The sequence below is a fragment of the Leisingera sp. S2M4 genome (assembly GCF_055398055.1).
Genome location: NZ_AP040861.1, coordinates 517,522 through 543,819 on the forward strand (window position 1 = coordinate 517,522; position 26,298 = coordinate 543,819).

27 protein-coding genes, 1 tRNA gene and 1 pseudogene are annotated in these 26,298 nt (G+C 65.3%); 13 read left to right on the plus strand and 16 right to left on the minus strand.

The window, feature by feature from the left end; genetic code table 11:
- Positions 1-22 precede the first annotated feature (22 nt).
- The 3 genes from ACZ52D_RS02575 to ACZ52D_RS02585 all read right to left on the minus strand — a co-directional run bounded on the left by ACZ52D_RS02575 (position 23) and on the right by ACZ52D_RS02585 (position 2,915).
- Entirely contained in the window at positions 23-1,429 is a 1,407-nt protein-coding gene (locus ACZ52D_RS02575) for a TolC family outer membrane protein (RefSeq protein WP_369927270.1), read from the minus strand.
- A gap of 142 nt (positions 1,430-1,571) precedes the next feature.
- Positions 1,572-2,225, minus strand: a complete 654-nt coding sequence (locus ACZ52D_RS02580) for a protein-L-isoaspartate O-methyltransferase family protein (protein WP_222454067.1) — start codon at positions 2,223-2,225, stop codon at positions 1,572-1,574.
- Positions 2,226-2,576: 351 nt separating this feature from the next.
- A complete protein-coding gene (locus ACZ52D_RS02585; protein WP_464442460.1) occupies positions 2,577-2,915 on the minus strand; it encodes a TraR/DksA family transcriptional regulator in 339 nt (112 codons plus the stop codon).
- Positions 2,916-3,165: 250 nt separating this feature from the next.
- Between ACZ52D_RS02585 and ACZ52D_RS02590 the strand changes: the two genes are divergently transcribed.
- The 6 genes from ACZ52D_RS02590 to ACZ52D_RS02615 all read left to right on the plus strand — a co-directional run bounded on the left by ACZ52D_RS02590 (position 3,166) and on the right by ACZ52D_RS02615 (position 7,947).
- Positions 3,166-3,303, plus strand: coding sequence for an entericidin A/B family lipoprotein (locus tag ACZ52D_RS02590; protein WP_222454069.1), 138 nt, complete (start codon positions 3,166-3,168; stop codon positions 3,301-3,303).
- Positions 3,304-3,482: 179 nt separating this feature from the next.
- Entirely contained in the window at positions 3,483-5,282 is a 1,800-nt protein-coding gene (gene lepA / locus ACZ52D_RS02595) for a translation elongation factor 4 (RefSeq protein ID WP_222454070.1), read from the plus strand.
- 295 nt (positions 5,283-5,577) lie between these two features.
- A complete protein-coding gene (locus ACZ52D_RS02600) occupies positions 5,578-5,820 on the plus strand; it encodes a hypothetical protein (RefSeq protein ID WP_464442461.1) in 243 nt (80 codons plus the stop codon).
- 318 nt (positions 5,821-6,138) lie between these two features.
- The gene (locus ACZ52D_RS02605; protein WP_222454072.1) at positions 6,139-6,321 is read left to right on the plus strand and encodes a hypothetical protein; all 183 of its coding nucleotides are present in this window, start codon (positions 6,139-6,141) and stop codon (positions 6,319-6,321) included.
- A 167-nt stretch (positions 6,322-6,488) separates the two neighbouring features.
- Positions 6,489-6,800, plus strand: a complete 312-nt coding sequence (locus ACZ52D_RS02610; protein WP_222454073.1) for a hypothetical protein — start codon at positions 6,489-6,491, stop codon at positions 6,798-6,800.
- A gap of 181 nt (positions 6,801-6,981) precedes the next feature.
- Positions 6,982-7,947, plus strand: a complete 966-nt coding sequence (locus tag ACZ52D_RS02615) for a LysR family transcriptional regulator (RefSeq protein WP_464442462.1) — start codon at positions 6,982-6,984, stop codon at positions 7,945-7,947.
- A gap of 12 nt (positions 7,948-7,959) precedes the next feature.
- Here ACZ52D_RS02615 and ACZ52D_RS02620 read toward each other — a convergent pair whose 3' ends face one another.
- Positions 7,960-8,412, minus strand: a complete 453-nt coding sequence (locus ACZ52D_RS02620; protein WP_464442463.1) for a low molecular weight protein-tyrosine-phosphatase — start codon at positions 8,410-8,412, stop codon at positions 7,960-7,962.
- A gap of 60 nt (positions 8,413-8,472) precedes the next feature.
- On the opposite strand from ACZ52D_RS02620, the gene ACZ52D_RS02625 reads away from it, so the two are divergent.
- Positions 8,473-9,162 carry an NAD-dependent deacylase gene (locus ACZ52D_RS02625; RefSeq protein WP_464442464.1) on the plus strand — a complete coding sequence of 230 codons (690 nt, stop codon included), beginning with the start codon at positions 8,473-8,475 and terminating at the stop codon, positions 9,160-9,162.
- 95 nt (positions 9,163-9,257) lie between these two features.
- Here the strand turns inward: ACZ52D_RS02625 and ACZ52D_RS02630 are convergent, their stop codons facing one another.
- The 5 genes from ACZ52D_RS02630 to meaB form a co-directional block, all read right to left on the minus strand.
- The gene (locus ACZ52D_RS02630; RefSeq protein ID WP_464442465.1) at positions 9,258-9,782 is read right to left on the minus strand and encodes a copper chaperone PCu(A)C; all 525 of its coding nucleotides are present in this window, start codon (positions 9,780-9,782) and stop codon (positions 9,258-9,260) included.
- 60 nt (positions 9,783-9,842) lie between these two features.
- Positions 9,843-10,181: a hypothetical protein gene (locus ACZ52D_RS02635; RefSeq protein ID WP_464442466.1), complete on the minus strand. Its 339-nt coding sequence runs from the start codon at positions 10,179-10,181 to the stop codon at positions 9,843-9,845.
- A gap of 172 nt (positions 10,182-10,353) precedes the next feature.
- Positions 10,354-10,644: a 50S ribosomal protein L28 gene (rpmB, locus tag ACZ52D_RS02640; RefSeq protein ID WP_222454078.1), complete on the minus strand. Its 291-nt coding sequence runs from the start codon at positions 10,642-10,644 to the stop codon at positions 10,354-10,356.
- A 149-nt stretch (positions 10,645-10,793) separates the two neighbouring features.
- Positions 10,794-11,597: an alpha/beta hydrolase gene (locus tag ACZ52D_RS02645; RefSeq protein ID WP_464442467.1), complete on the minus strand. Its 804-nt coding sequence runs from the start codon at positions 11,595-11,597 to the stop codon at positions 10,794-10,796.
- A 6-nt stretch (positions 11,598-11,603) separates the two neighbouring features.
- Complete coding sequence (gene meaB, locus ACZ52D_RS02650; RefSeq protein ID WP_369927289.1) at positions 11,604-12,581, minus strand: methylmalonyl Co-A mutase-associated GTPase MeaB; 978 nt, start codon at positions 12,579-12,581, stop codon at positions 11,604-11,606.
- Positions 12,582-12,811: 230 nt separating this feature from the next.
- Here meaB and hrpB point away from each other — a divergent pair, with 230 nt between their 5' ends.
- From hrpB to ACZ52D_RS02665, 3 genes are all read left to right on the plus strand, one after another.
- The gene (gene hrpB, locus ACZ52D_RS02655) at positions 12,812-15,259 is read left to right on the plus strand and encodes an ATP-dependent helicase HrpB (protein ID WP_464442468.1); all 2,448 of its coding nucleotides are present in this window, start codon (positions 12,812-12,814) and stop codon (positions 15,257-15,259) included.
- Between the two features lie 196 nt (positions 15,260-15,455).
- Positions 15,456-15,914 carry an NUDIX hydrolase gene (locus ACZ52D_RS02660; RefSeq protein ID WP_369927292.1) on the plus strand — a complete coding sequence of 153 codons (459 nt, stop codon included), beginning with the start codon at positions 15,456-15,458 and terminating at the stop codon, positions 15,912-15,914.
- 91 nt (positions 15,915-16,005) lie between these two features.
- Positions 16,006-17,487: an inorganic phosphate transporter gene (locus ACZ52D_RS02665; protein ID WP_222454083.1), complete on the plus strand. Its 1,482-nt coding sequence runs from the start codon at positions 16,006-16,008 to the stop codon at positions 17,485-17,487.
- 286 nt (positions 17,488-17,773) lie between these two features.
- Here the strand turns inward: ACZ52D_RS02665 and ACZ52D_RS02670 are convergent, their stop codons facing one another.
- Positions 17,774-19,066, minus strand: a complete 1,293-nt coding sequence (locus ACZ52D_RS02670) for an O-acetylhomoserine aminocarboxypropyltransferase/cysteine synthase family protein (protein WP_222454084.1) — start codon at positions 19,064-19,066, stop codon at positions 17,774-17,776.
- 262 nt (positions 19,067-19,328) lie between these two features.
- Positions 19,329-20,318 (minus strand): hypothetical protein, encoded by a 990-nt coding sequence (locus ACZ52D_RS02675; protein WP_464442469.1) that lies wholly within the window; start codon positions 20,316-20,318, stop codon positions 19,329-19,331.
- 138 nt (positions 20,319-20,456) lie between these two features.
- Here ACZ52D_RS02675 and ACZ52D_RS02680 point away from each other — a divergent pair, with 138 nt between their 5' ends.
- On the plus strand, positions 20,457-20,966 hold the full coding sequence (locus ACZ52D_RS02680) for a hypothetical protein (protein ID WP_464442470.1): 510 nt from the start codon (positions 20,457-20,459) through the stop codon (positions 20,964-20,966).
- A 230-nt stretch (positions 20,967-21,196) separates the two neighbouring features.
- A tRNA-Thr gene (locus ACZ52D_RS02685) sits at positions 21,197-21,272 on the plus strand.
- A gap of 185 nt (positions 21,273-21,457) precedes the next feature.
- Here ACZ52D_RS02685 and ACZ52D_RS02690 read toward each other — a convergent pair.
- From ACZ52D_RS02690 to ACZ52D_RS02710, 5 genes and pseudogenes are all read right to left on the minus strand, one after another.
- Complete coding sequence (locus tag ACZ52D_RS02690) at positions 21,458-21,793, minus strand: integrase core domain-containing protein (protein ID WP_464442471.1); 336 nt, start codon at positions 21,791-21,793, stop codon at positions 21,458-21,460.
- 8 nt (positions 21,794-21,801) lie between these two features.
- Positions 21,802-22,167, minus strand: a complete 366-nt coding sequence (locus ACZ52D_RS02695) for an IS3 family transposase (protein WP_464442472.1) — start codon at positions 22,165-22,167, stop codon at positions 21,802-21,804.
- Between the two features lie 153 nt (positions 22,168-22,320).
- Positions 22,321-22,968 (minus strand): type 2 periplasmic-binding domain-containing protein, encoded by a 648-nt coding sequence (locus ACZ52D_RS02700; RefSeq protein WP_464442473.1) that lies wholly within the window; start codon positions 22,966-22,968, stop codon positions 22,321-22,323.
- Between the two features lie 36 nt (positions 22,969-23,004).
- Positions 23,005-23,943, minus strand: coding sequence for a beta/alpha barrel domain-containing protein (locus ACZ52D_RS02705; protein WP_464442474.1), 939 nt, complete (start codon positions 23,941-23,943; stop codon positions 23,005-23,007).
- Positions 23,943-25,125, minus strand: a pseudogene (locus ACZ52D_RS02710) (CaiB/BaiF CoA transferase family protein). The gene ACZ52D_RS02705 and the pseudogene ACZ52D_RS02710 overlap by 1 nt, the downstream one beginning before the upstream one ends.
- Before the next feature lie 94 nt (positions 25,126-25,219).
- Here ACZ52D_RS02710 and ACZ52D_RS02715 point away from each other — a divergent pair.
- Positions 25,220-26,146, plus strand: coding sequence for a LysR family transcriptional regulator (locus ACZ52D_RS02715; RefSeq protein WP_464442475.1), 927 nt, complete (start codon positions 25,220-25,222; stop codon positions 26,144-26,146).
- Positions 26,147-26,298: the final 152 nt, after the last annotated feature.

A 26,298-nucleotide genomic window follows, 5' to 3' on the forward strand; every position in this document is an offset into this window, starting at 1 on the left:
ACACAACAGATAGGATGAATTGTCAGTTACGCCCCAAGGCCTTGAGCACCCGGTCCAGATCCTTGCCGCGCTTGCTCAGCGGGACGGGGGCGTCCTTGACCAGGTTGTAATAGAGCGTGGGATCGTAGACCTCGACCGCAAGGCCGAGGTGTTCCGCGGTCAGCAGCCCCTGCGCCTGCAACAGCTGGTAGGCGGCGATGGCCTGGTTGGCCCGGGCATTGACCTGCTCGGTCTGCGCATCGAGGTAATCTTGCTCGGCCTGCAACACGTCCAGAGTGGTCCGTGCGCCCAGCGTCGCTTCCTCGCGGATACCATCAAAGGCGACCTTGGAGGCGCGCACGCGCTCGGCCGAGGAGATCAGGCTGACGCGGGCTGTCTCGACATTGTAATAGGCGGCGCTGACGCTTTGCTGGACCACCCGCTGCGTGTTGATGAGCAGGCCGCGCTGCGCATCCGCATTGGCAATCGCACGCCGCCGCACGGCCGAGTTGCGCCCGCCAGCGTAGAGCTCCTGCCCGAGGGTGACACCGATACTGGAGCTATTGCCCGAACTGTTACTGCCATGGGTGTCATCGCTGACGCCGACCTGCGCCTGCAGGCTAACCCGCGGCCCCATGTCGGCGGTGGCGGCGGCCACCTGGTAATCGCGGGCCTTGACCACATGCTGCTGGGACAGCAGGTCCGGGTGGTTGCGAATGGCGACCGCCTGCGCGCTCTGCAAGGAGGCGACGGTGCGCGGCAACGGCGGCTGCCCTGCGATCACGCCGGGGTCGCGGCCCACGACTTCCCTGTAGGTCGCCTTGGCGGTCAGCAACACGCCTTCGGCATTGGTGAGATTGGCGCGCGCACCGGCAACCCGGCTTTCGGCAAGCGCCACATCCGTGCGGGTGACCTCGCCGACGTCGAAACGGTCGCGCGCGGCCTTCAGCTCCTCGCCCAGCAGGCGCAGGTTGTTGCGGCGCAACCGGACATTCTCTTGTGCCTGCAGCACGTCGACATAGGCCTGAACTGCGCGCAGCAGCACCGATTGCTCAACGCTGAGCAGGGCCTGGCGGGTGGCCAGAACCGTTTCCTGCGCCGCCAGCTTGTTCAGGCGGCTGGCCCCACCATCATAGAGAAGCTGAGTCAGTTGCAGCCCGGTGGACAGGGTATTCTGTGTCCGGTCCTGGCGGAACTCGCTGTAGCTGTTGGTGGCGGAGACGGTCCATTCGATCACCGGTCGCAGCCGCGACACCGCAATCGCCACATCCTCGTCGGCGGCCCGCAGCAGGGCCCGGTTCTGCTCCAGCAGGCCACTGGTCTTGTAGGCGCCAATCAACGCATCGGACAGGTTGTCGGCCGCGGCCTTCAGCGGCATCAACGCCGTGGCGGCGACCCCGCCGGCAAACACAAAAGCCTTGAATACACTCGCAGAAAACTTCATTCGCATAGGTTGCCTTGCTCGTTTGCCGCGCCGCCAGTCGCGGTGATTTACCTCTTGAGCAGCGGCCGCCGACAACGATCCGGCGCCCGGCTCATCCATCTTGGCACACGGCCACCCCCAAGAACCGTGGCGACCATCCGGGGATGGTCTAGAGCGCGAATTCCCGCGCCGCCGCAAACCCCGGCAGGACCGGAGCATTTGCGTTGAATTCAAACCGCCAGGAAATCTGGTCGCCGGATTTGTATCCGATCTTCACTTCTCCCAGCGCGCCGCGCACCAGCAGCGCCGCAATCCGGCCGCCGTCCTTGAGCTGGTCGAGCAGCGCGGGCGGCAGGTCCTCGACGCCACCCTGCACGAGGATGACGTCATAGGGGCCATGTTCCGCCGCGCCTTCGGCCAGCGGCCCGGTGTGCACGATGGCATTGTCGGCCCCCGCATCCGAGAGCAGCGTCTGCGCGTCCGCCGCGAGGTCCTCGTCTTCCTCGACGCCGATCACCATCTGGGCGATGCGCGCGGCAACTGCGGTGGAGTAGCCCAGCCCACAGGCAACATCGAGCACCAGCTCGTCGTTCTGCAGGTCCACCGCATCCAGCATCTTGGCCAGCGTGCGCGGCTCCAGCAGGACGCGACCGCCGCCAAGCGGCACGTTCTGATCGGCGTAGGCGGCCTCGACCTGGGAATCGGGCACGAACTGCTCGCGGGGAACGTCCAGCATGGCGGCGATGATCGGGTATTTGGTGACATCCGACGGTCGGATCTGGGTATCCACCATCATGCGGCGGCGCTCAGTGAAATCTGGCATCTGCTAAACTCATGTGTTCAGTCGGTCAGGCCGGTTGTGACATATCCCGCCCGGCACGGCAACGGTGGCGTTGGCGCGAACAATTAAAGTCGTGCAGTGCTGCCATGAGGCAACTGCCGATGATGGTCGGGCACTCCCGTCCGGGCCCGGTCAAACCCTCTGCGAGCCACAGGTTCCCTCTGCGAGCCACAGGTCCTGTCGCGCAGAAGGGATACCGGATGCCGCATCAATATCTGGCTCACCACGGGCCAGACCGGCAACACGTCACGCTCCCTCCTCGCCGCCCCATGCGACCGCCGACGAGAGGGCCTGCCCTGACGTCTTGCCCACGCCGGGGCTGCCTGCGGGGCGCTAGGGGGCGCAGGATTTGCAGAACGGCGTGTGCGGGCTTTGATCCAGAAGATCCGCGCCGATTTCGTCGCCGCAAATCTGGCAGAAGCCGTCGGAGCCTTCACGCAGCCGCGCCCGCGCCGCTTCGACCTGCCGCAAGTCCTCCGCTCGGACCGCGCCGGTCGCGGTCGGCCCCGCCACCGCGACCGGATCCGGCCAGGCCGAGGCCATGGCCAGCCCCTGCCGCGAATGCGGTGCGTCCGGCTGACTGCGGGCACTCTCGGCCATGGCGCCGGACACGGCATCGGACAGCCGCGCGTTCTGCGCCCCAAGCGTTTGTTTCCTCGCAGTAAAATCCATAGGCTCAACCTCCGCCTTCCCTTGCCACCGGACAGGCCGGGGCCGACCTGGCACCGGCAGCGCCGACCCAAGCCTCTATTGCATTTACAGGATAGCACTCATCCAGAGGTTGCACAAGTTTCCCCTCTGGCCACTGCAAGTGGCGGCGGCTTTTCGCATGCGCCGAAACCGCTGGCCTGAAGAGGGGGTGCTTGTTAGAAACTCTGTCAGATTATCAATCCATTACACTCCAAACCAAGGGGCGAGGGAAATGTTCCGAATTATTGTGATAGGGCTGGCCGTCTGGGGGCTGACCGCCTGCGAAACCGCCAAGGGCGCCGGGCGCGACATCCAGAAAGCCGGGCAAGCGATCAGCGGCGCGGCGCAGGACGTACAGAACACCATGTAAGCCTGGGCGGCGCGCCGACAGGGCACCGCCGACACCCGCGAGCCAGCCTTGCGCCCCCGGCGCGCCCCACCGCCCGACCACCGCCCGAGCGGAAGCACGCGCACGCCCGCGCGCGTATTATGCCGCGCGGCGCACGTGGCGGCTTGACCAAACCCCGAATCCAAATCATATGCCTGAGCATGACTGATCTCGCCAAAATCCGTAATTTCTCCATCGTGGCCCATATCGACCACGGGAAATCCACCCTCGCCGACCGGCTCATCCAGGAGACCGGCACGGTGCAGGACCGTGACATGAAGGAGCAGCTGCTCGACTCGATGGATATCGAGCGCGAGCGCGGGATCACCATCAAGGCCAACACCGTGCGCATCGATTATGTCGCGAATGACGGTGAAACCTATGTGTTGAACCTGATCGACACCCCCGGCCACGTCGACTTTGCCTATGAGGTCTCCCGCTCGATGCGCGCGGTTGAAGGCTCGCTCCTGGTGGTCGACTCGACGCAAGGGGTCGAAGCGCAGACATTGGCGAATGTCTATCAGGCGATCGAAGCGGATCACGAGATCGTGCCGGTGCTGAACAAGATCGACCTGCCTGCGTCGGACTGCGACCGGGTGGCGGAGCAGATCGAGGACGTGATCGGCATCGACGCGTCGGGCGCGATCCAGGTTTCGGCCAAGACCGGCCAGGGCATCCGCGAGACGCTGGAAGCCATCGTCACGCAGCTGCCCGCCCCCAAGGGCGAGCGCGACGCGCCGCTGAAAGCAATGCTGGTGGACAGCTGGTACGACGCCTACCTGGGCGTGATCGTTCTGGTCCGCATCATGGACGGCGTACTGAAAAAGGGCATGCGGGTGAAGTTCATGTCGAACAACACCCTGCACCACGTCGACCGCATCGGCGTGTTCCGCCCCGCCATGCAGGTGGTGGACGAGCTTGGGCCCGGCGAAATCGGCTTCCTCACAGCCTCGATCAAGCAGGTGCGCGACACCCGCGTCGGCGACACCATCACCAACGACCGCAACGGCTGCGAAAAGGCGCTGCCGGGCTTCAAGCCGGCCCAGCCGGTGGTGTTCTGCGGTCTGTTCCCGGTCGATTCCGCCGAGTTCGAGGACCTGCGCGACGCCATCGACAAGCTGGCGCTGAACGACGCGTCCTTCAGCTTCGAGATGGAAACCTCGGCCGCGCTTGGCTTCGGCTTCCGCTGCGGCTTCCTCGGCCTCTTGCACCTCGAGGTGATCCGCGACCGGATCGAGCGCGAATACAACATCGAGCTGATCACCACCGCGCCGAGCGTGATCTATCACGTCTACATGAAAGACGGCGAGATGATCGAGCTGCACAACCCTGCCGACATGCCCGACATGTCCAAGGTCGACCACATGGAGGAGCCGCGCATCAAGGCGACCATCATGGTGCCGGACGAATACCTGGGCGATGTGCTGAAACTGTGCCAGGACCGTCGCGGCATCCAGGAAGACCTGACCTATGCCGGCAGCCGCGCCATGGCGGTCTATGACCTGCCGCTGAACGAGGTGGTGTTCGACTTCTACGACCGGCTGAAATCGGTGACCAAGGGCTATGCCTCCTTTGACTACCAGATGACCGGCTACCGCCAGGACAACCTGGTGAAGATGTCGATCCTGGTGAACGACGAGCCGGTGGACGCGCTGTCGACCATGGTCCACCGCGACCGCGCCGAGATGCGTGGCCGGGCGATGTGCGAGAAGCTGAAGGACCTGATCCCGCGCCACATGTTCAAGATCCCGATCCAGGCTGCCATCGGCGGCAAGGTGATCGCCCGCGAGACCCTCTCGGCGCTGCGCAAGGACGTGACCGCCAAATGCTACGGTGGCGACGCCACCCGGAAGCGGAAACTGCTGGACAAGCAGAAGGCGGGCAAGAAGAAGATGCGCCAGTTCGGCAAGGTGGACATCCCGCAGGAGGCGTTCATTTCCGCCCTCAAAATGGACAACTGAGGCTGGCCATTTTCGCGGGACGGCATAGTTCTGCAACGCTACGCCTATAAAAACGCTTGCAAAACGGGGCTTCGGCTCCGTTTTCTGTTTTCTGCTAATGCTGCCACCCCACCCGTTCCACCTTCACAGACCGGCGCGCGCCCCGCGCGCACGTCCGGCGTTTCGCCTGCTCCTCTGGGCTTTAATGCCCCCATGCGCCACTCTCCGCCCATCCGCAGCCAGGCCACCACTCCGCTGCTGAAAACGCAGCCGTTCCATGCTATCCTTCCCCCGTTCATCTGGGGAGGATAACACCATGAAACACCTGACTTTGGCCGCTGCGATCACCCTTTTGGCGTCGCCGCTTCTGGCCGGGCAGTGCCCCGCCGATATTGCCGCCATCGACGCCGCGCTGGCCGCCGGGACAGAGCTGTCGGAGGAAGACCTGGCAAAGGTCCAGGACCTGCGCGACGAGGGGCAGAGCCTGCATGACAGCGGCGACCATGATGCCTCGGTCGCGATCCTGGCCGAAGCCAAGGGGCTGCTGGGACTCGAATAGGCGCCTTCAGGCATCGCCCCTTTCAAAAACGCCCGGCGGCAAACCGGGCGTTTGATCTCCGCTCTGCGGCTCCGGCGTTGAGCGGTTCAGGCGCTGCTCTGGACCCCTGTCGCGGCGGTGCGCATCCCGCTGCCGTCCTTGACCTTTGTGCGCCCTGCGGCAGCGCTGCCCGCCCATAGTCCGCCGCAGCCCCCGGCCCGATCCCGCCGATGCAGCGCCAGCCGCTGCAATTTCCGGAAAAATCCGCTATACTGCCCCCATTCCGCGGCTCACGCGGCCCCTTGCGGGTGACGAACCAAGCACAGGAGGACAACCGGAATGGACGCAATCAAAGCCAGTGAATACGCCCGTGCGCTCTACTCGGCGCATGGCGACAAGGCCGAGGCCGAGGCCGCACAGAAGATGCGCCAATGCGCCGAAGCCGGGCGCGATAGCGAAGCCAAAGACTGGAAAGCCGTGCGCCAGGCCGTGCGCGCGATGCGCGGGCCAAACCAGGCCTGAGGCCGACCAGGAACCGTAACGTCCGGGGTGGCGGGCCGCGCTGTGGCGGAGGCTTGCCGCCCCTCTCTCACCCCAGGTCACCGTGATTGAAACGAAGCCGCGCTTGCGGCATACTGCGCTGCAATTGCGGGCAGCAAGCCCGCGCCGCATGAACGGGGCACGAGCAGATGAAACACTTCCTGACCGCCGCAGCTTGCGCTGCATTTCTGGCCGGGCTGATGCCCGTAGAATCGCAGGCTGGCACGATTGAACGCGCCTGTCGCCAATCCGACCGGACCGCCGCCTCGCCGCGGCTGTGCCGCTGCATTCAGCAGGTCGCCGATCAGAGCCTGACCCGCAGCGAGCAGCGCACCGTCGCCAAATTTTTCGCCGACCCGCACCGGGCGCAGGTGGTGCGCCAGTCCGACCGTCGCAGCGACGAACGGCTGTGGCTGCGCTACAAGGCTTTTGGTGAAAACGCCGCCCGCAGCTGCGGCTGAGCCTGCGATCACCTCCCCAGACCGCCCGGCATGACCGCTGGCGACGCGGGCTGCAGGCTGTCTGCACGGCAGCCGACACCGCCCCCGGCGGCTTTGCGACATTTTGCACGTCAACGCCCGCCCTCTTGACCGGCATGCTGCAACGCGGAACAAACGGGTCCAAGCGATTTGGAGTGTTTGCATGTTGATGAAGGGCGTGACCCTGCGCGGGCTGGAGGTGTTCGAAGCCCTGGCCAAGACCGGTTCGGTGGCACAGGCGGCCGAGTTGACGGGCCTGAGCCAGCCTGCGGTCAGCCAGCAGATGCGCAATCTGGAAAAGGCGCTGGACAGCGAGTTGATCGACCATGGCCGCCGCCCGATGGTGCTGACGGCCGCCGGTCGCAGCTTCCTGACCCGAACCGAGGCGGTGCTGGCCGAACTGCGGCTGGCCCAGAGCGAGCTGACGGTGATGGATCTCAGCCACCTGCAGGCGCTGTCGATCGGGCTGATCGACGATTTCGACAATGATCTGACACCGCGGCTGGCCACCATCCTGGCCGACAGCCTGACCGGGTGCAGGCTGAAGATGATCACGGCCTCCAGCCATGACATCGTGCGGGCGCTGGAAGCGCGCGATCTGCATATCGCCATTGCTGCGACCTCGGGCAACCTGCACGAAGGCATGGTGGAATATCCGCTGGTGCGCGATCCCTTCATCCTGGTGGTGCCGCGCGGCGTGGTACGGGGGGGCGCTGACGCCGCCGCCCAGCTCGACGGTCTGCCGCTGCTGCGCTACGCGCGCGAGCAGCTGATCTCGCAGCAGATCGAGGCGCTGCTGGCGCGTCAGGCGCTGACCTTCGAAAACCGGTTCGAGGTGGGATCCCACCTGGCGCTGATGGCGATGGTGGCGCGGCGCATCGGCTGGGCGATCACGACCCCGCTGGGCTACATGCGCGCCGGTCGCTTCCACGACCAGATCGACGCGCTGCCATTGCCCTTTGGCGAGATGTCCCGCACCATCTCCCTCTTTACCGCCGCCGATTGGTCGGACCGGGTGCCCCGTGACGTGGCCGAGACGGTGCGTCGGCTGGTGCAGAGCCAGATGATCGATCCGGCGGTCCAGCAGCTGCCGTTTCTTGCCAGCGGGTTTCGGACCATCAGCGCCTGAGGCGCCCTGCCCCTAGCGCTGCGCCGTGCCGATCGCCTCCTGCAGCCCCTTGGCCGCAGCCTCGATCAGGTCGAGGCACCCATCGAAGTCGCGCGTGTAATAGGGGTCCGGCACGTGGTCCATACCGCTTTGCGGCGCGTAATCGGTAAACAGACGCAAGGGCGTCTGGTTCCCCCTGGGGCGCAGGGCCTCGATCTTGTCGATGTTGCCCTGGTCCATCGCGATGAGCAGTTCGAAAGCGTCGAAATCCGCCGGGGTCACCTGCCGCGCCCGCAGATCGCTGATGTCCAGCCCGCGCGCCCGCGCCGCCGCCTGCATCGGCCCATAGGGCGGCTCCCCCACATGCCAGTCCGAGGTGCCCGCGCTGTCGGTTTGGACCTCGGGACAAAGCGCGCGAAACACGCCTTCGGCCGCCGGAGAGCGACAGATGTTTCCTAGGCAGACAAACAGAATACGGGTAGGCATGGGGCGGATCTCCTGTGGATGGGAGCAGTGATAAGGGGTTCAGGCGCAATGGAAAAGAGCATGCAGAAGATCGTGATCCTGACTGGTGCGGGGATTTCGGCCGAAAGCGGGCTGGGAACGTTTCGCGACGAGGGGGGCCTCTGGGCGCAGCACAGGATCGAGGACGTCGCGACACCCGAGGGGTTTGCCCGCGACCCGGCGCTGGTGCATGGTTTCTACAATGCGCGCCGCGCGCAGGCAGCGGCGGCCGAGCCCAATCCGGCGCACCGCGCGCTGGCGCGGCTGCAGGCGGAGCATCCCGGCGAGGTGGTGCTGATCACCCAAAATGTCGATGCCCTGCACGAGGCGGGCGGCGCTGACCCGGTTCTGCATATGCACGGCACGCTGGCAGGCGCGCTCTGCGCCGCTTGCGATCACCGCTGGGCGGCACCGGCGCAGATGCACCCCGGCCAGCCCTGCCCCGCCTGTGCCGCCCCGGCGGGCCGCCCTGACGTGGTCTGGTTCGGCGAGATGCCCTATCACATGGAGGAGATCTACGCGCATCTGGCCGAGGCGGATCTGTTTGCCGCCATCGGCACCTCGGGCGAGGTCTACCCGGCGGCCGCCTTCGTGGACGAGGCCCAAGCGGTGGGCGCACATACGGTGGAGCTGAACCTCGCCCCCTCTGCCACGACCTCGCGCTTTGCCGAGCGCCGCTATGGCCCCGCCAGCGAGACCGTGCCTGCCTGGGTGGCGGAGCTGCTCGCCTAGCACCAGGCGGCAAAAAGCCCGCCGCAAGGGCGGGCTTTGGGCGCGAAGGAGGGCTGCAGCGCAGCCTGACGCCGCGCCCGCCCTGCCCCCGTGGATCAGTTGGACTGGCCGGAGTGGTCGTGGTCCTTGTCATGGCCGTGATCGTGGCCGTCACCGTGATCGTGGTCATCGGGCTTGCGCTCCAGGTCGACGGGCACCTCGATCTCGATCTCGCCGGCCTGTTCGAACACCAGCGTCAGCTTGACCACATCGCCGTGGTTCAGCGCGCGGGTCAACCCCATGAACATCACGTGGTCGCCACCGCGCTGCAGCCGATGGGTGGCGCCCGCGGGCACGGCAAAGCCTTTCTCGACGTGCATCATCTTCATCACGCCGTCACCGCTTTCCTTGTGGGTGTGCAGTTCGACCCGCGCCGCCACATCGGAGCGCACGGCGACCAGGCGGTCATCCTGCGCCGTGTGGTTGGTGATTTCCAGAAAGGCCGCACCGGCCTTGGCCACGGGCGAGGACACCCGCGCGTATTGGTCGTGCACCATGATCTTGGCAGCGTGGTCAGCCAGCGCAGAGGTGGCCAGAACAGCGGCAGCGGAAGCCGCAAAGAGTACGGATTTCAGGGACAAGGCATGTCTCCTCATAGGTCGGAATTTGGCAATGGTGTCAGTGGGAAAGCGGCCGCAGCCTCAGCCCGCCGCGGGCGGCGCGCGGGCACTGGCGTGCAGCCGCGGGGCCGCGCCCTGCAGAACCGGGGCGTCCATCGCCACGCCTGTCGCCGCATAGCCGCCGGGCACCGGCAGCACCGTGGGCGGCACCACCGCATCCAGCACATGCGTCACGCAGTCGGGGCAGTAATGCGGTGCCGGGACCGGCTGGCCCTCGGCATCGGTGTAGACGACCACCGCCCCCGTGCCGGTGCAGATCACCATTGTTCCGGTGGCATCGCGACCGCCTCCAGCCGCGGCCGCGCTGTGGGCCGTCAGGGCGACGGCCAGGGCCAGGAACAGGCCGAGATATCTGCGCAATACGGATGTCATCGCGGCATGATATGCCCGCGCAATACCCGGCCTGCAAGGGGGCGCAGGCGGCAGGCGCCGCGCAAAACCGCCGCAGGCCGCAGCAACGCAAACACCGCGCGAAGGTTGCCCTTCGCGCGGTGCTGCAATTCCGTGATCCGCGTGGGATAAGCGCCAGTGATCAGGCCGCGGCGGCCTGTGCCTTGGCGATCTCTTTTTTCACTTTCAGCGCGTTTGCCGACAGCTCTTCGTCCTTGGCTTTGGCCAGGAAGGCGTCCAGACCACCACGGTGGTCAACGGAGCGCAGAGCAGCTGCGGAGATGCGCAGCTTGATGCCACGGCCCAGAACTTCGGACTGCAGGGTCACGTCGTTCAGGTTGGGCAGAAAGCGGCGTTTGGTTTTGTTGTTGGCGTGGCTGACATTGTTGCCAGTCATCGGGCCTTTTCCGGTCAGTTCGCAACGGCGCGACATATCATCATCCTTCGTTTCTGTAAGCCCGGAGCAGATCCGGGCCAAATCACAAGGGGCGCGGCCATTGGCTGCGCCCGAAAACTGGTCCGCTGCTCATACGCTCAACCGGCAACAGCGTCAAGTGATTCAACTCAGCTTTCTTGCCCGGCTTATGCCCCGGTTTCCGCGGCCTGTGCAAGACGCTTCAGCGCGGCATCCGCCGCCGCCGCCAGCTGCGGCCTGCCGTGCTGCCGGGCGATGCGGGCAAGCTTCTGCCAGTAGCTGGGCGAGTGGCGACGGCGGCTGCGGTGCATTGCCAGCACGCGGGCGGGCGTCAGCGGCCCCTCGCGTAGGAGTGTTTGCAGATCCCAGAAGCTGCCCCCCTCGCGAATGACCTGGCTGGCGGGGTGACCTGCGCAGGACAGGCGGCACAGCTTCAGGTCAGGAAACACCGCCTGGATGAACAGCGCATGGCTGAGGTCCATCTTCCGGAAGGGATCGAACAGCACCACCCCCTGCACCCCGTGACGGCCAAAGCGGACGAGATCGCCCAGCTCGGCGTCAAAGCCCGCGGCCTCCTTGCGGCGGCGGTCGTTGGGAACCGCGCCGGGGGCGATGGTGAACTGTGGCGACACCGCGATCAGCCGCTTGAGGTGCAGCGCCTTGGAGAACCGCAGCGCGCCGTAGCCGCCCATGGAAAACCCCATCGCCGAGACGTCCTCGAACCCTCTGGTCAGGGCCTTGAGACTGCGCGACAGCGGCTTGGTCTCGGCGTTGATGTACCAGTCGTTGTGCCGCGGCTGGATGTGCAGATGGGCGTAGCCGTGCCGCGTCATGTTGCGGACCGGGCCGCGGTCTTCGAACTCCCCGGCCACGGCGACGCGCTGGCGGAAGGTGACGAACAGGCGCTTGCTGCCCGGGTTGAACAGCGAGGCGCGCAGGTGCTCGCCGTCAAAGACGCGGGTTTCCTGCATGCGCGTTCAGCCCTGCAGGTGCTGCTGCAACATCTGCTGCGCCGCCGCCGCCGGGGTCAGCGCGCCCGTGGCCACCTGCCCGGACAGATCCGCCATCGCCGCCTGCGCCTCAGGGGTGTGCAGCCGGGCCAGCAGTGCCTGGCGCACCTCCTGGTCGAACCAGTAGCAGGCCTGCGCCTCGCGCCGTTTCTGCCAGTGGCCGTTCTCGCGCCGCCAGTCGATCAGCGCCTGCATCTCGGTCCAGGCCTGATCCAGCCCATGCTCCTCGACCGCGGAGACCATCAGCGCCTTGGGAAAGCCCTCGGGGTCCTGCGGGCGTTTGCGCAGGAGCCGCAGCGCGCCGGCGTAATCCGCGCAGGTGCGGCTGGCGACCGGTTTCAGCGCGCCGTCGGCCTTGTTCACCAGGATCAGGTCGGCCATCTCCATGATGCCGCGCTTCACGCCCTGCAGCTCGTCGCCGCCTGCGGGCGCCAACAGCAGCACGAACAGGTCGGACATCTCCGCCACCACGGTTTCCGACTGCCCCACCCCGACGGTTTCAATCAGCACCACGTCAAAGCCTGCCGCCTCGCACAGGGCCACCGCCTCGCGCGAGCGGCGGGCGACGCCGCCGAGGTGGCTTTGGCTGGGGGACGGGCGGATGAAGGCGTTCTTCTCGCGGCTGAGCCGCTCCATCCGGGTCTTGTCACCGAGGATCGAGCCGCCGGACCGGGTCGAGCTGGGATCAACCGCCAGCACCGCCACCCGCAGCCCCATGCCGATCAGCATCATGCCGAAGCTTTCGATGAAGGTGGATTTGCCCACGCCGGGCGTGCCCGACAGGCCGATGCGCAGCGCCTGGCGTTTGTGCTCGGCCAGTGCGGACAGCAGCGCGCCTGCCTGCGCGCGGTGGTCTTCGCGGCCGCTTTCCACCAGGGTGATGGCACGGGCCAGGGCGCGGCGGTCGCCCGCCAGGATCTTGGGTGTCAGCTGTTCGATGTCCATCTGGGCCTTCCTGTCGTCTTGCCGCGGACCTTGGCGCATGGGGGGCGGCAATGTCCAGTGGTTGCGGGGTCTGTTCCGCCCGGCGGCGCCGCCGGGCAGCGCCCGTCTGCCCCCATGGGCGAGCGCTTCGCTTCCGCCCGCGGACGGGAGATGCCCTCAGTGTCTTGTCCGCAAGAACTTTACCGCCGCATGCGCTAGACCTCCCTCGCCGCTTTGGCGATAAGGCAGACATGACCAGATTGCCGATCGAAGACGCCCTTCCCGAATTGCTGGACGCGCTGCGCGTGCGCGGCCGGGCCGTGCTGCAGGCACCGCCCGGCGCGGGCAAGACCACCCGCGTGCCGCTGGCGATGCTGGAGGCCGGGCTGACGCAGGGCCGCATCGTGATGCTGGAGCCGCGTCGGCTGGCCGCCCGCGCCGCCGCCGAACGGATGGCTGAGACGCTGGGCGAGAAGCCGGGCGAGACCGTCGGCTACCGGGTGCGCGGCGATGCCAAGGTGTCGAAATCCACCCGCATCGAGGTGGTGACCGAGGGCATCCTGACCCGGATGCTGCAATCGGACCCGGACCTGCCCGGCGTCGGCGCGGTGATCTTTGACGAATTCCACGAACGCTCGCTGAACGCGGATCTGGGTCTGGCGCTATGCCTTGAGGTGGCCGGGGCACTGCGTGACGACCTGATCCTGGTGGCGATGTCGGCCACGCTGGACGCAGGCCCGGTGGCGGCGCTGATGGACGCCCCCATGGTGACCTCCGAGGGGCGCAGCTACCCGGTCGAGACCCGCTGGCTGGAGCGCCCGCTGCCCGCGCAAGCACGGCGCGTGGATGCGCTGGTCGATCTTGTCGCACAGGCCGAGCGCGACACCAAATCCACCGGCGGCGGCATTCTGGTGTTCCTGCCCGGCGAGGGCGAGATCCGCCGCGCCGCCGGGGCGCTGGCCAAGCGCCTGCCGGGCCATTGCCACATCCGGCCCCTGTTCGGCGCCCTGCCCTTTGCCGAGCAGCGCGCCGCGATCCAGCCCGAAACGAATGGCCGCAAGGTGGTGCTGGCGACCTCGATCGCCGAAACCTCGCTGACCATTCAGGACATCCGGGTGGTGGTGGACATGGGCCAGGCGCGCCGGGCGCGGTTCGATCCGGGCTCCGGCATGTCGCGGCTGGTGACCGAAAAGGTGACCCGCGCCGAGGCGACCCAGCGCCAGGGCCGCGCGGGCCGGGTGGCGGAGGGCATCTGCTACCGGCTGTGGACCAAGGGCGAGGAAGGCGCGCTGCTGGGTTTCCCGCCTGCCGAGATCGAGAGCGCCGACCTGACCGCGCTGGCGCTGGAGCTGGCGCTGTGGGGAGCGGCGCCCGACGATCTGATGTTCCTCACGCCGCCGCCTGCAGGGGCGCTGGCGGAGGCGCAGACGCTGCTGGCAATGCTGGGCGCGCTGGATGCGCAGGGGCGCATCACCAAGCACGGCAAGGCGCTGGCAGCGCTGCCGCTACATCCGCGGCTGGGCCATATGCTGCTGCAGGCCGGGCCAGATGCAGCGCCGCTGGCCGCCCTGCTGGGAGAACGCGACCCCTTGCGCGGCGCGCCCTCGGATCTGCTGCTGCGGCTGAAGGCGCTGAAGGACCCCAAGGGGTTTGAAAGCCGCCAACCCTATCAGCTGAACCGTGCGGTGGTAGAACGGATCAAGGCCGAGGCGCGGCGATTGCGGCCGCAGGCCGGGCGCTCGGAAGCCGGGTTGTCACCGGCCGCGATGGCCGCCCTCGCCTATCCCGATCGCATTGGCCAGCGGCGCAAGGGCGGCACCCCGCGCTATGTGCTGTCGGGTGGCAAGGGCGCGGTGCTGGACGGCGGCGACACGCTGGCGGCGGCCCCCTTCCTCGTGGCGCTGGACACCGACGGCAACCCGCGCGAGGCCCGGATCCGCATGGCGGCGCAGATCACGCTGTCGGAAATACGGGCGCTGTTTTCCGACCAGATCAGCTGGGTCGATGTCTGCGAGTGGTCGAAACGCGAGCGCAGAGTGGTGGCCCGCCAGCAGGAGCGGCTGGGGGCCCTCGTGCTGGACGACCGGATCTGGAAGGATGTGCCCCCTGAAGCCGTGGCAAAGGCCATGCTGGACGGGGTGCGCGACCTTGGCCTGCGGCTGACCGGCGCCGCGGCGCGACTGGCGGCCCGGGTGGAGCTGCTGCGCGCAGATGGCCATGACCTGCCGGATTTCTCGATCCCCGGACTGACCGAAACGCTGGAAGACTGGCTGCTGCCGATGCTCGGCGGGGTAAAATCCGCCGAGGACTGGAAGCGCTTTGATGTACTGCCTGCGCTGCGCGCCGCGCTCAGCTGGGAGCAGACGCAGCTTTTGGACCACGAGGCACCGGGCAGTTTCATCACCCCGCTGGGCCACAAGGTGCCGATCGATTATGCCGGCGAGGTGCCGGAGGTCTCCCTGCGCCTGCAGGAGCTGTTCGGCGTCACCCGTCACCCCACGGTGGGCGGGGTTGCGCTGAAGGTCACGCTGCTATCCCCTGCCCGTCGCCCGATCCAGATCACCCGTGATCTGCCGGGTTTCTGGGCCGGCTCCTATGCCGATGTGCGCAAGGACATGCGCGCGCAGTACCCCAAGCACCCCTGGCCCGAGGACCCGACGCAAGCGGACCCCACCCTGCGCGCCAAACGGCGGACCTAGCGCCCCGAGACGCTCCGAGACGCCCGGGGTCGGTACAACCGCAAGCGCAGCATCAAAACCGCCGCAAGCCCTGGGCGCGGGATGGCTGACGGCGGCGCGCCGCCTGCTGCGTGCTTGCAAAGCTGCGGGCACCCTCCTACTTTGTCGGCAATCCGAACAAGACACGGGGTAACCCGATCACAAAGGCTGAGCAGACATGACCCGCACCTTGACCCGCGCCTGGGAAGAAATCGTGAAACCACTTTTAAGACGGCCGAACCGGCTGCAGGTTGCCGCGCTGTGCTATCGCACCGGCGAGTCCGGCAAGGAAGTGCTCATGATCACCAGCCGTGGCACTGGCCGCTGGATCATTCCGAAGGGCTGGCCGATTGATGGCAAGAACGGCCCGGATTCAGCCCTTCAGGAAGCCTGGGAAGAGGCCGGAGTGCGCAAGGCACGGGTCTCCGAACGCCCGATCGGCGAATACAACTACATGAAACGCCACGACAACGGCACCGACGAGCCGGTGACGACGCTGATCTTCGCCGCCGAGGTCGAGGAACTGGAAGACAGCTACCCCGAGGCCGCAGAGCGCAACCGCCAATGGATGAGCCCGCAAGAGGCTGCAACCCTGGTGCATGAACCCCAATTGCAGGACGTGCTGCGCCAATTGTAACATTTTTGTAACAGCTTCATGTCAGGCGCTTGCAACCCGGCAGGTGCCTCGCTAGGCGCGTGCCGAGACCTCAGAATCAGGAATGTCGAGAATGAGCGATGCACCGCAGCGCAGCCAATGGAAAACCCTGGACAAGGATCTGAACCGGATCTCCCAGGTTGAGCTGGCGACCAGCTATGTCTCCCGCCCCCTGGTGGCACCGGGGATTGCGCTGGCCTTCATCGTGCTGGCGGGCCTGGGCGCCGGCGTGTTCTTTGGCGGCTCGGCCATGAGCATGGTGGTGATCGCCGCCGCCGCATTCGGCGCCTATATGGCGATCAACATCGGCGCCAATGACGTGGCCAACAACATGGGCCCCGCGGTGGGCGCCAATGCGCTGACCATGGGCGGCGCCATCGTCATTGCCGCCATCGCCGAAAGCGCGGGCGCGCTGCTGGCGGGCGGCGACGTGGTCTCGACGATTTCCAAGGGCATCATCGATCCGACGGCCGTGGCCAATGAGACGATCTTCATCTGGGCGATGATGGCGGCGCTGATCTCCTCGGCGCTGTGGGTGAACCTGGCAACCTGGGTCGGGGCTCCGGTCTCGACCACCCATTCGGTGGTCGGCGGTGTCCTTGGCGCGGGTGTCGCGGCGGCGGGCGTGTCGGTGGTGAACTGGCCGACCATGGCCAAGATCGCCGCCAGCTGGGTAATCTCGCCGGTGTTGGGCGGCGTCATCGCGGCGCTGTTCCTCGCCTTCATCAAGGCCAAGATCATCTACCAGGAAGACAAGATCGCCGCCGCGCGCCGCTGGGTGCCGGTGCTGGTCGGCATCATGGCCGGCGCCTTTGCCGCCTATCTGGCGCTGAAGGGGCTGAAGCGGATCATCAAGATCGACCTGCAGACCGCCCTGCTGATCGGTGCTGCCGCCGGGGCCTTGTCCTACGTGATCACCGCACCGCTGATCAAACGCCAGTCCGAGGGCATGGAGAACCGCAACAAGTCGCTGAAAGCGCTGTTCGGCCTGCCGCTGGTGATCTCCGCGGGCCTGTTGTCCTTTGCCCATGGCGCCAATGATGTCGCCAACGCGGTCGGCCCCCTGGCGGCCATCGTGCATGCCACCGAATTCGGCGATTTCGCCTCCAAGGTGGCGATCCCGACCTGGGTGATGGTGATCGGCGCCTTTGGCATCTCCTTTGGCCTGTTTCTGTTCGGCCCCAAGCTGATCCGCATGGTCGGCAGCCAGATCACCAAGCTGAACCCGATGCGCGCCTACTGCGTGTCGCTGTCGGCGGCGATCACCGTGATCGTGGCCAGCTGGCTGGGGCTGCCGGTGTCCTCGACCCATATCGCGGTTGGCGCGGTGTTCGGGGTCGGTTTCTTCCGCGAGTGGCACATGGAGCGCCGCCTGAAGAAATCCGCCGCCAGCCGCCCGCCGGAAAAGCGCATCGCCCCGGAGGAGCGCCGCCGTCGCAAGCTGGTGCGCCGCAGCCATTTCATGACCATCGTGGCCGCCTGGGTCATCACCGTCCCGGCCGCTGCCCTCCTGTCCGCGTTGATCTACCTGCTGCTGAACACAATCACGGGCTAAGCCCTACCGACCACACCCGCGCGCCATCCGGTCGACACAACGGATGGCGCGTTGCATTTTCCGGGCCACGGCGCCTTTCGCCCCTGCCCGATCAGCGCGCTGAGCTTGCAGCCTTCCTCACAGGTTCCTACCCCGATTTCCCTGTTTCCCCACCGCCTGAAACCAAGAAACCTGCCGCGGATCCCGCGACAGGTTCGATGATCTGGGCGAGACACGGCGCCCCGCCCCCGGTGCGAGGTCCAGCCGCGACAGCACCCGGACCTCGCTGCAAGATGTTTCCGATCGCTCAGCCGCAGGCCTTGGTCAGGGCCTGGTCGAGGTCGCGGATCAGGTCGTCCGCGTCTTCGATACCGATCGAGACACGCACCACGTTCGGCCCGGCTCCAGCGGCTTCCTGCTGCTCAGGCGTCAACTGCCGGTGGGTGGTCGAGGCGGAGTGGATGATCAGCGACCGGGTGTCACCGAGGTTGGCCACATGGCTGAAGATCTCCAGCGCGTCGACCAGCTTGACGCAGGCCTCGTAGCCGCCCTTGACCGCAAAGGTGAACAGACCGCCGGTGCCCTTGGGGTAGCAGCTCTTGGCGCGTTCGTGGTAGGGCGACGACGGCAGACCGGCGTAGGTCACGTAATCGACACGATCGTCCTGCTCCAGCCATTCGGCCACCTTCACCGCGTTCTCGCAGTGGCGCTGCATGCGCAAGGACAGCGTCTCGATCCCCATCAGGGTGTAATGCGCCGCCTGCGGGTTCATCGTCATGCCCAGATCGCGCAGCCCGATGGCGATGCCGTGGAAGGTGAAGGCCAGCGGGCCGAAGGTCTCGTGGAACTTGAGCCCGTGATAGGCCGGTTCGGGCTGCGACAGCGACGGGAACTTGTCACTCGCGGACCAGTCGAACTTGCCGGAGTCGACGATGCAGCCGCCGGTCACGGTGCCGTTGCCGGTGAGGTACTTGGTGGTGGAATGCACCACCAGCGTCGCGCCCTGTTCGATCGGGCGGCAGAGATAGGGCGTGGCCGAGGTGTTGTCGACGATCAGCGGCAGGCCCGCCGCATCCGCCACATCGGCCAGCGCGCGGATGTCGGTGACATAGCCGCCGGGGTTGGCGATGGATTCGCAGAACACCGCGCGGGTGTTTTCGTCGATCGCCGCTTTCACCGCCTCCAGATCGTCGGTGTCGACGAATTTGGCGGACCAGCCGAAGCGCTTGATGGTCTGGCTGAACTGGGTGACGGTGCCGCCATAAAGCCGGGTCGAGGCGACCACGTTGCAGCCTGGGCTCATCAGCGCGAACAGCGCCATGATCTGCGCCGCATGGCCAGACGAACAGCAGACCGCCCCGACGCCGCCTTCCAGCGTCGCCAGGCGTTCCTGCAGCACGGCAACCGTGGGGTTGGTCAGGCGCGAGTAGATGTAGCCGACCTCCTGCAGGTTGAACAAAGCGGCGGCATGTTCCGCGTCGCGGAACACATATGCGGTGCTTTGATAGATCGGCGTCTGCCGCGCACCGGTGGCCGGGTCAGGCTTGGCGCCGGCATGGATCTGCAAGGTGTCAAAACCGTAGCTCGGAGCGTCGGTCATCGTTCAGTCTCCCTTAGACGTTGTTCTGTCGCGCGCACCTCAGCATGGCCGGGGCCGGAACGCAATCGCGCGAATGTCGCGCCAGAGCGCAAAGCGCCCCCGCAGCCGCATGGACCAGCCCGTCGTCCCTCGCCGCCCCACCGCGCGCAGCGCGGTGCCACCCCCAACTGCAAGGCTGCGCCGCAGGCGCTGCTGGCGCAGGCGGGAGCCCCGCCGCCCCGGTAGCCGCAAAACGCGCGCGCCCGCGGCAGGTCGACCGACGCTAACGCATCCAGAAGCCTTCGGATTTGATCCGGTTGCGGATCGCCTGCTCGCGGCGCGGCAGGTTGTCCTGATCGAACAGCGCCCGCACCTTCTCGCCCCGGCGCTGGTAGACCATCCGCTTGATCGGCTCGTACTGCTTCAGCACCTTCTTGAGGCGGTTGGGGGCGGTGATTTCGTGCAGCAGCGCCACCACCCGGTCGCTTTCCCGCGCATACAACAGCGGGAACACTCTGTAGTGGCAGCTGACCTCCCCATCCAGATACCCCGCAGGCAGCGCGTCCCGTCCGCCCCCCAATTCATGGATGACCAGCGGCAGCACGATCTGGTCCAGCCAGGGGTCAAGGCTCTGGCCAATCAGCTCAGCCGGGGGATCATCCCGCACCGATTGCGCGTAGCGCAGGAACCGCGTGCCAAAGGCCCGCGGACAGGCCCCATAGAAGTATCCCGCGTTGAAATAGAGGTAGCGCTTCCAGAACTCGTCCGGCTGGCTGAGATCAAGACTGCTGGCGAAATCGAGCCCGAAGCGATCATAGAGCGAGCGCCAGATGCCGTCGTATCCCGGACCATACAGCGTCGGTTTCGGCCAGCTGCCCTCGACCCGCAAGGACGCCGACGGACGGGAGAAATCAAAAGGCACATCCGCCAATTCGCCGGTGATGAGCGTATCGGTGTCGAAGAATACAAAAGGCTCGCCTTCCGGCATCACCTGCAGGGCTTCGATCTTGTTGCCATAGGGATAGGCGCTGCCGAACACCTGGCTGTCGAACGGGACCATGCGCGCGCCCAGCTCTTCCAGGGCGGCAAGCACGTCCGGGTTGCGGATGCGCGGATCCCTCTGCCACAGTGGGCCGGGCTGAGGCACCGCAACATAGAGCTGACCGGAGAAGCCCGGCGCACAGTGCCGCAAGGACGCCGCGAACAGCACCGCCTCGTACTGCAACCGGCCCGCCTGGCCGACAATCAGGATGTTGAAGGGGGCATCTGCCATGGTTTTCCCCGTGTTCCGTCCCGCCCGCACGGGTAGTTTTGCTTGGTGAAACAGCTAAGCGCCAAAGCCGGTCCATGCAACCGTCGCGCTTGAAAATCGGGCGCGCGGCAGAGTTTAGCGCATTGCAGGAGACAGACCATGCTCGACATGATCCTGGCCATTCTGGCCACCACCGCGCAGACCGGCGATCCGGCCGCTGCCGTGCACGCATCCGGCGGAGCGCCTGTGGCCCAGGCGTCGGCTGCACAGTCGCCCGCGCCATCGCCCCTGATTGCCGAGCCACAGGACGCGACCGGCCGCTTCACCACCGCGCTGGAAGTGAGGCCGATCCTGGCCGCCACCCGGAGCAACTGGATCCATGTGCGGGAATTCCAGGGGCAGGATCTGCTCTATGTCACCCATCTGTGGTCCTGGCGCTGCGGCCTTGCGCAGATCCGGCTGAGCGTCAACGAAGAAGAGCCGGAAGTCTGGCCCCTGCCCGCCTGCCACCTGGACGAAGGTTTTCCCAACATGATCAAGGCCGAGGACGGCATGCCCTATCGCGAGTACCCGCTCGGAAGCGTTCAGGCGGTGACGGTCGAGCTTACCTACGATGACCTTGGCACGGAAACGCTCACCTTCGGGCGCGACGGGCAACCCCGCCCCTGACGGCTCTGACGCCCCTGGCTGGGCAAAGTCCTTCGCAGAAAACGAGATGTGAAACGCGTCAGTATCATCCTCGCGACCTGCCCGGACGGAGGCGAAAATGTTTCTGCGCATGCGCACGTTAGCGGCTTGACGGTACCGACGCGGTCTAGTACCAGTCCCGCACGCGATCCGCAGATCACCTTGGCAGTTTTGCTCCTTGGTGCGTTGATTTGGAGCGCGGCGTGAAGAGTGCCCCTATAGCTCAGCTGGTAGAGCAACTGATTTGTAATCAGTAGGTCCGCGGTTCGAGTCCGTGTGGGGGCACCATAGACACAAAAATTAGCTTTATAATTCGGCACTTTATTGGGTTTGGTTGAAATTTAGCAGGTTGCTGAAGAAGTCGGCTCTCGACGCGGCCTGAGGAGCATGATTCACCCTCAGCACAATTTCGGCGGGGCTTGGTGATGCGCGGGACGGACGAAGCGAGCGGATCGCTTTGTCCATCCCTATATTTATGGGCCAGTTCGAAGTAGAGTTTCGGGCACCGGCGGGCGCATGTTGAGGGCTTGATGCGGGCGGGTGTGGTTGCAACGCCTGAGCCAGCAATCAATGACGATCTGCGCCTGTTTGGTTGTTGTGAACCATTCAGCAATAAGAACCTCGTGGCGGAGCGTTCCATTGAAACGTTCATTGTATCCGTTCTCCCAAGGTGATCCCGGATAAATCCGGATCGGGTTCACGCCGACCTTCTCGAGCCAGCTCTGGGTCGCCTGGGACGCAAACTCCGGGCCGTTGTCGCTGCGGATGAACTCAGGCTTCCCGTGGCGAAGAAACAGGCCGTAGAGCACCTCCGGGTTCAGACTGCCACCGCGAGCACCTGGCGCGTGTATTCATTCAGCACTGTCAGCATCTTGTAGCCGTGGCCGTTGCTGAGCCTGTCGTGAACGAAATCAACACTCCAGACATGGTTGGGGTGTGTCGGCCGGAGCCGAATGATGGAGCTGTCCTTATGGTAGAGGCGCCGCTTCCTCTTATACCGCCGCGGAAGCTGCAGCCCTTCCTCGCGCCAGAGGCGCTCAACCTTCTTGTGGTTGACCTGCCAGCCCTCGATTCGCAGCAGTTCGGCTATCTTGCGGTAGCCGTACCGACCATAGTTCTTGGCCAGGCGGATCACGGCAAGCCGCAGGTCGTAATAGTTCCTTTCGACGGCCTGATACTGCATGGAGCTGCGTGCGAGGCCGACCACCTTGCAGGTCCGGCGTTCTGAAGTGGCAAGCTTCTGGCGCGTGTGAATGACGGCCTGACGAAGCTGGCTCGTCGTCAGGCCTTCGGCTTGAGGTAACTCAGGCTTTCCTTGAAGATCAGCTTGTCCAGCTCAAGCTCCGCCACAATTTTCTTCAGCCGGCCGTTCTCTTTTTCGAGGCTGCGCAGCTCCGAAAGCTGAGACCTGCCCATGCCACCGAACCGGCGCCGCACCCAGAGCTTCGAGCGAGGCGTCGAAAGCGGGCACCAATCCGCGGATCTTCTTACCCTCGAAATCCGAGGGATCATTCAGGAAATCGCCCTGAGATGTGAATACGCTGGTGTTGGTTTGAAACAACCAGACGACATTCTCAACACCCTTTTGGCGCAGCTTGTCTTCCAGAAAGTCGGCGGCTTCCGGGCCGTCCCAGTTGCGCCAGATCGCCATGTCGGAAAAGGCATACGGAGCTGTGGTCACCGTCATGATCGGCAGGGTCTTACCCCATTGGAACTGCACCGAAAAAGCGCACTCGATATCGCCTTTGGCGGTTGAGGTGATATTCTCTTTAGCCCCAACCAGACTATTGGCACCAAAGATCTGAACGTCGATCTCGCCATTTGACAACGTCTCGACTTCCTCGGCCCAGCGGTCGATCACCTCCGCAACGGCATGGGACGGCGGCAGCTGGTGGCTGCAGCGCACTTCCTTGGTGCCCGCCGAGGCGGCGGTGCCGGTAGCGGCAATGCTGGCGGCGGCAAGCGCCGGGATCAGATGTTTCATGGGTTCCCTCCCTAGGACCTTGGACTATAGGGCGCCTCAGGCGGCCCAATGGATCAGTGGCGGCGGCCCGGACCGGGCCAGCGCCCCATGCAGCTCCTCCGCGGGCATCTCCTCCTCAAGGATACCGCGGATCGCTGTCACAGCTTTCAAGTCGATGCCTGTGGCAAAGCCCATCCGCTCGCACAGGAAGACCAGGTCTTCAAAGACCGCATTGCCGGTGGCCCCCGGTGCAAACGGGCAGCCGCCAAGACCGCCCAGCGAGCCGTCCAGCACCCGTGCGCCCGCATCCAGGGCCGCTGCAGCGTTTGCGAGAGCCAGGCCGCGGGTGTCATGCAGATGCACGGTCACCGGTACATCCCCGCACAGGTTGACCAGCGCGGAAGTTAGAGCGCCCACTTGGCGCGGACCGGCAAATCCAACGGTATCGGCAATACCGATGATATCCGCCCCAGCGTTCAGGCAGTCTTCAGCGAGACGCAAGACTTCGGCTTGCGGCACGTCGCCGGCGATCGAGCAGCCGAAAGCCATCGCAATCCCTGCATTCACTAGCGGTCGGCCAGAGCTTTGATCGGCAAGTTCCCGTGTCCGGCGCACGAGGTTTACCGCTTCGGCGCGAGAGCGGCGCATATTGGCCCGGCTGTGCTCCTCGGTGGCGGAAACCACGTTGACGATCTCATGCACCGGTGTCTGCACCGCATCCTCGGCTCCGCGCTCATTCAGGGCCAGCGCCGATGCAAAGGCGCCCAGATCCGCTGTGGCGCCGATCAAGGCCCGGATATCAGCGAACTGCGGCACACGGGAGGCTGGCAGGAAAGAGCCAACCTCGAAATGGCGCACTCCGGCAGCATATTCCGCATGCAGCCACTTGAGCTTGGCCTCTGTGGGCGGAAACCGGCGGACCAGTTGCAGCCCGTCACGCAAACCCACCTCGCGCAGAGTCACGCGGTTTTTCGGATAGAGCGTTTCGGCCTCCATCACATAGCCTCACGGTTGACCCGGCCCGCGGCCGCGTGAATGTCTTCCACCGTGAGCCCAAGGCTGCCTAGGATTTCCGCCGTGTCCGCTCCGATCTGAGGTAAATCTGTATTTGCAGCGACTGCTGGAGCGCCATCTACCTCAAACGGCAGACCCGGCGCCCGAAAGCTGCCGCCTTCGGGAAGCGCCGACGCGAACAACCCGCCGGGCCGGTTCACATGGGAATCGTCAAACATCTGTGCCGGCCGCGCAATGGGCGAGAACGGGATGCCTTCCCGTTCCAGCACTTCGGCCAAGGGCACAAAGGACTGCTGTGCCACCGCGTGTTCGATGATGGGCAAGGTCCAGTCACGGGCGGCGATCTGGTCCGGTCGGTTCTGCAGCCGAGGATCTGCCTTCAACTCCTCAAGCCCCAGCACTTCACAGAGCTTGGTCCATTGGCCTTCCGTCACAGCGCCGAGGAAGATCTGCTGCCCGTCACCGGTTCTGAAGAAATCATAGACCGGCACGCTCCGGCATAGGCGGTGCCTCGGTGCCCTTGATGTCGAACTGGGCCATATGCTGGGCGACCAGCAGCAGGCAGTTCTCGAACAAGCCGATCCTGATCGCATACCCTTGGCCATCCTGCCGGCGCTGCAGCAGCGCACCCAGCACCGAGAAAGCACCGAAAAGTCCTCCCATGATGTCATTGGCCGAGGAACCGATCCGCAGCGGCCGCCCGGTGGGGCCAGTCATGTAGGCCATGCCGGTCATCATCTGCACCACCTCGTCCATCGCGGTGCGATTTTGGTAAGGGCCGTGCAGGAACCCCTTGCAGGAGGCCACGATCAGCCGGGGGAAACGCTCGCGCAGGACATCCGGAGCAAACCCCATGGCTGCGAGAGAGCTGTCGCGGAAGTTCTCGACGAAGACATCCGCGGTTTCCAGCAGCTGTTCCAACGCAAACCTGCCTTCCGCTTTTTTAAGGTCCAGGGTGACGGATTTCTTGCCCCTGTTGAAGGTTGGAAAGAACCCGCGTCCCATTCCTGTAAGATTGCGGGTTTTGTCACCTTGCGGCGGTTCAATCTTGATCACTTCAGCGCCGAGGAACGCCAAGAACATGCCGCAGGACGGCCCCATGATCATGTGGCTCATCTCGATAACGCGCAGGCCCTCAAGCGGGGCAAATCCGGTGCCGGTCATAGGTGTCCTCCTTACCTCACCTTGAAGCGTAGGATTGAAGCCGGCATGTGAAAATCATAATGTTTAGATCAAGCCATTCTAAAAACCAGAAGCCATGGATTCCCGCCAACTCCGCTACTTCGCTGCCATCTACGAACAGGGCTCACTGGCACAGGCCGCCGGGCATCTGAATGTTGCGGCCTCCGCGCTCAGCCACCATCTCGCCAACCTTGAGGCGGAACTAGGCGCGCAACTCTTTCTGCGGCGCCCCCGCGGTTTGTCGCCGACGGCGGCAGGCGCAAGGCTTTACGAACACGCCCGGGCGATTCTAAGGGCGCTGGACGCCGCAGGCGACGACATCAGAGGGGAATCCCAGGAGGTGGCTGGAGAGGTTTCCGTCGGCATGGCGCATTCTGCGGTTAAGGCCATTGGCCTGCCGCTAATAGAAAGTGTGCTGCGGGACTATCCGAAACTAAAGCTATCGCTGTCCGAAAGCCTGTCCGGCTCCACCCTGATGCACCTGATGACCTCGGAGGTGGACGTGGCGGTGGTCTACAATCCACCGCAGGATAAAGCGCTCAGGCTTCAGCCGGTGCTGGAAGAGCGTATGCTTTGCGTCGGCCGCCCGGAGCTGATCGGTGACACGGATGCGCCCATATCCTTTGAGGAACTCCTGGAGCTTCCGATCATCCTGCTGCGTCAGGGGCTATCGGCTCGCGCCTTGATGGATGACCTGAACCTCCTGAAGAAACTGGAGTCACGTGCGCGCCTGAATCTCAATTCAGTAAATGCTATCGCGGGCTCTCTCAGTGCTGGCCTGGGCTGCACGATCGGGACCTCTCTGTTCATGCGCGAACAGCTGCTAGCTGGCGAACTGCATTCCCGGCCCTTGATAGATCCGGAACTGCGCCGGACGCTTTACATCTGTGAGTTAGCAGACCGCCCTGCAACCTTTGCTCAGGAGAGAGTGCGCAGCCTGATCCTGCAGATGATTTATGCAGCCATCAGCGATGGCACTTGGGAGGCAGAACCAGCCAAATGATGAAGTTCAGGTGTCACGACGGCCTATACTTAGCCATCGCACCCTGCGCGGAGTGTGACCGGAACCAGCCCGAAGCGGACCCGAAGAGTGGGTCTTCTCGCACCTTCGGCAACCACAGATGGGCGGGGAACCGAACCTTCGCCGCACTTGCA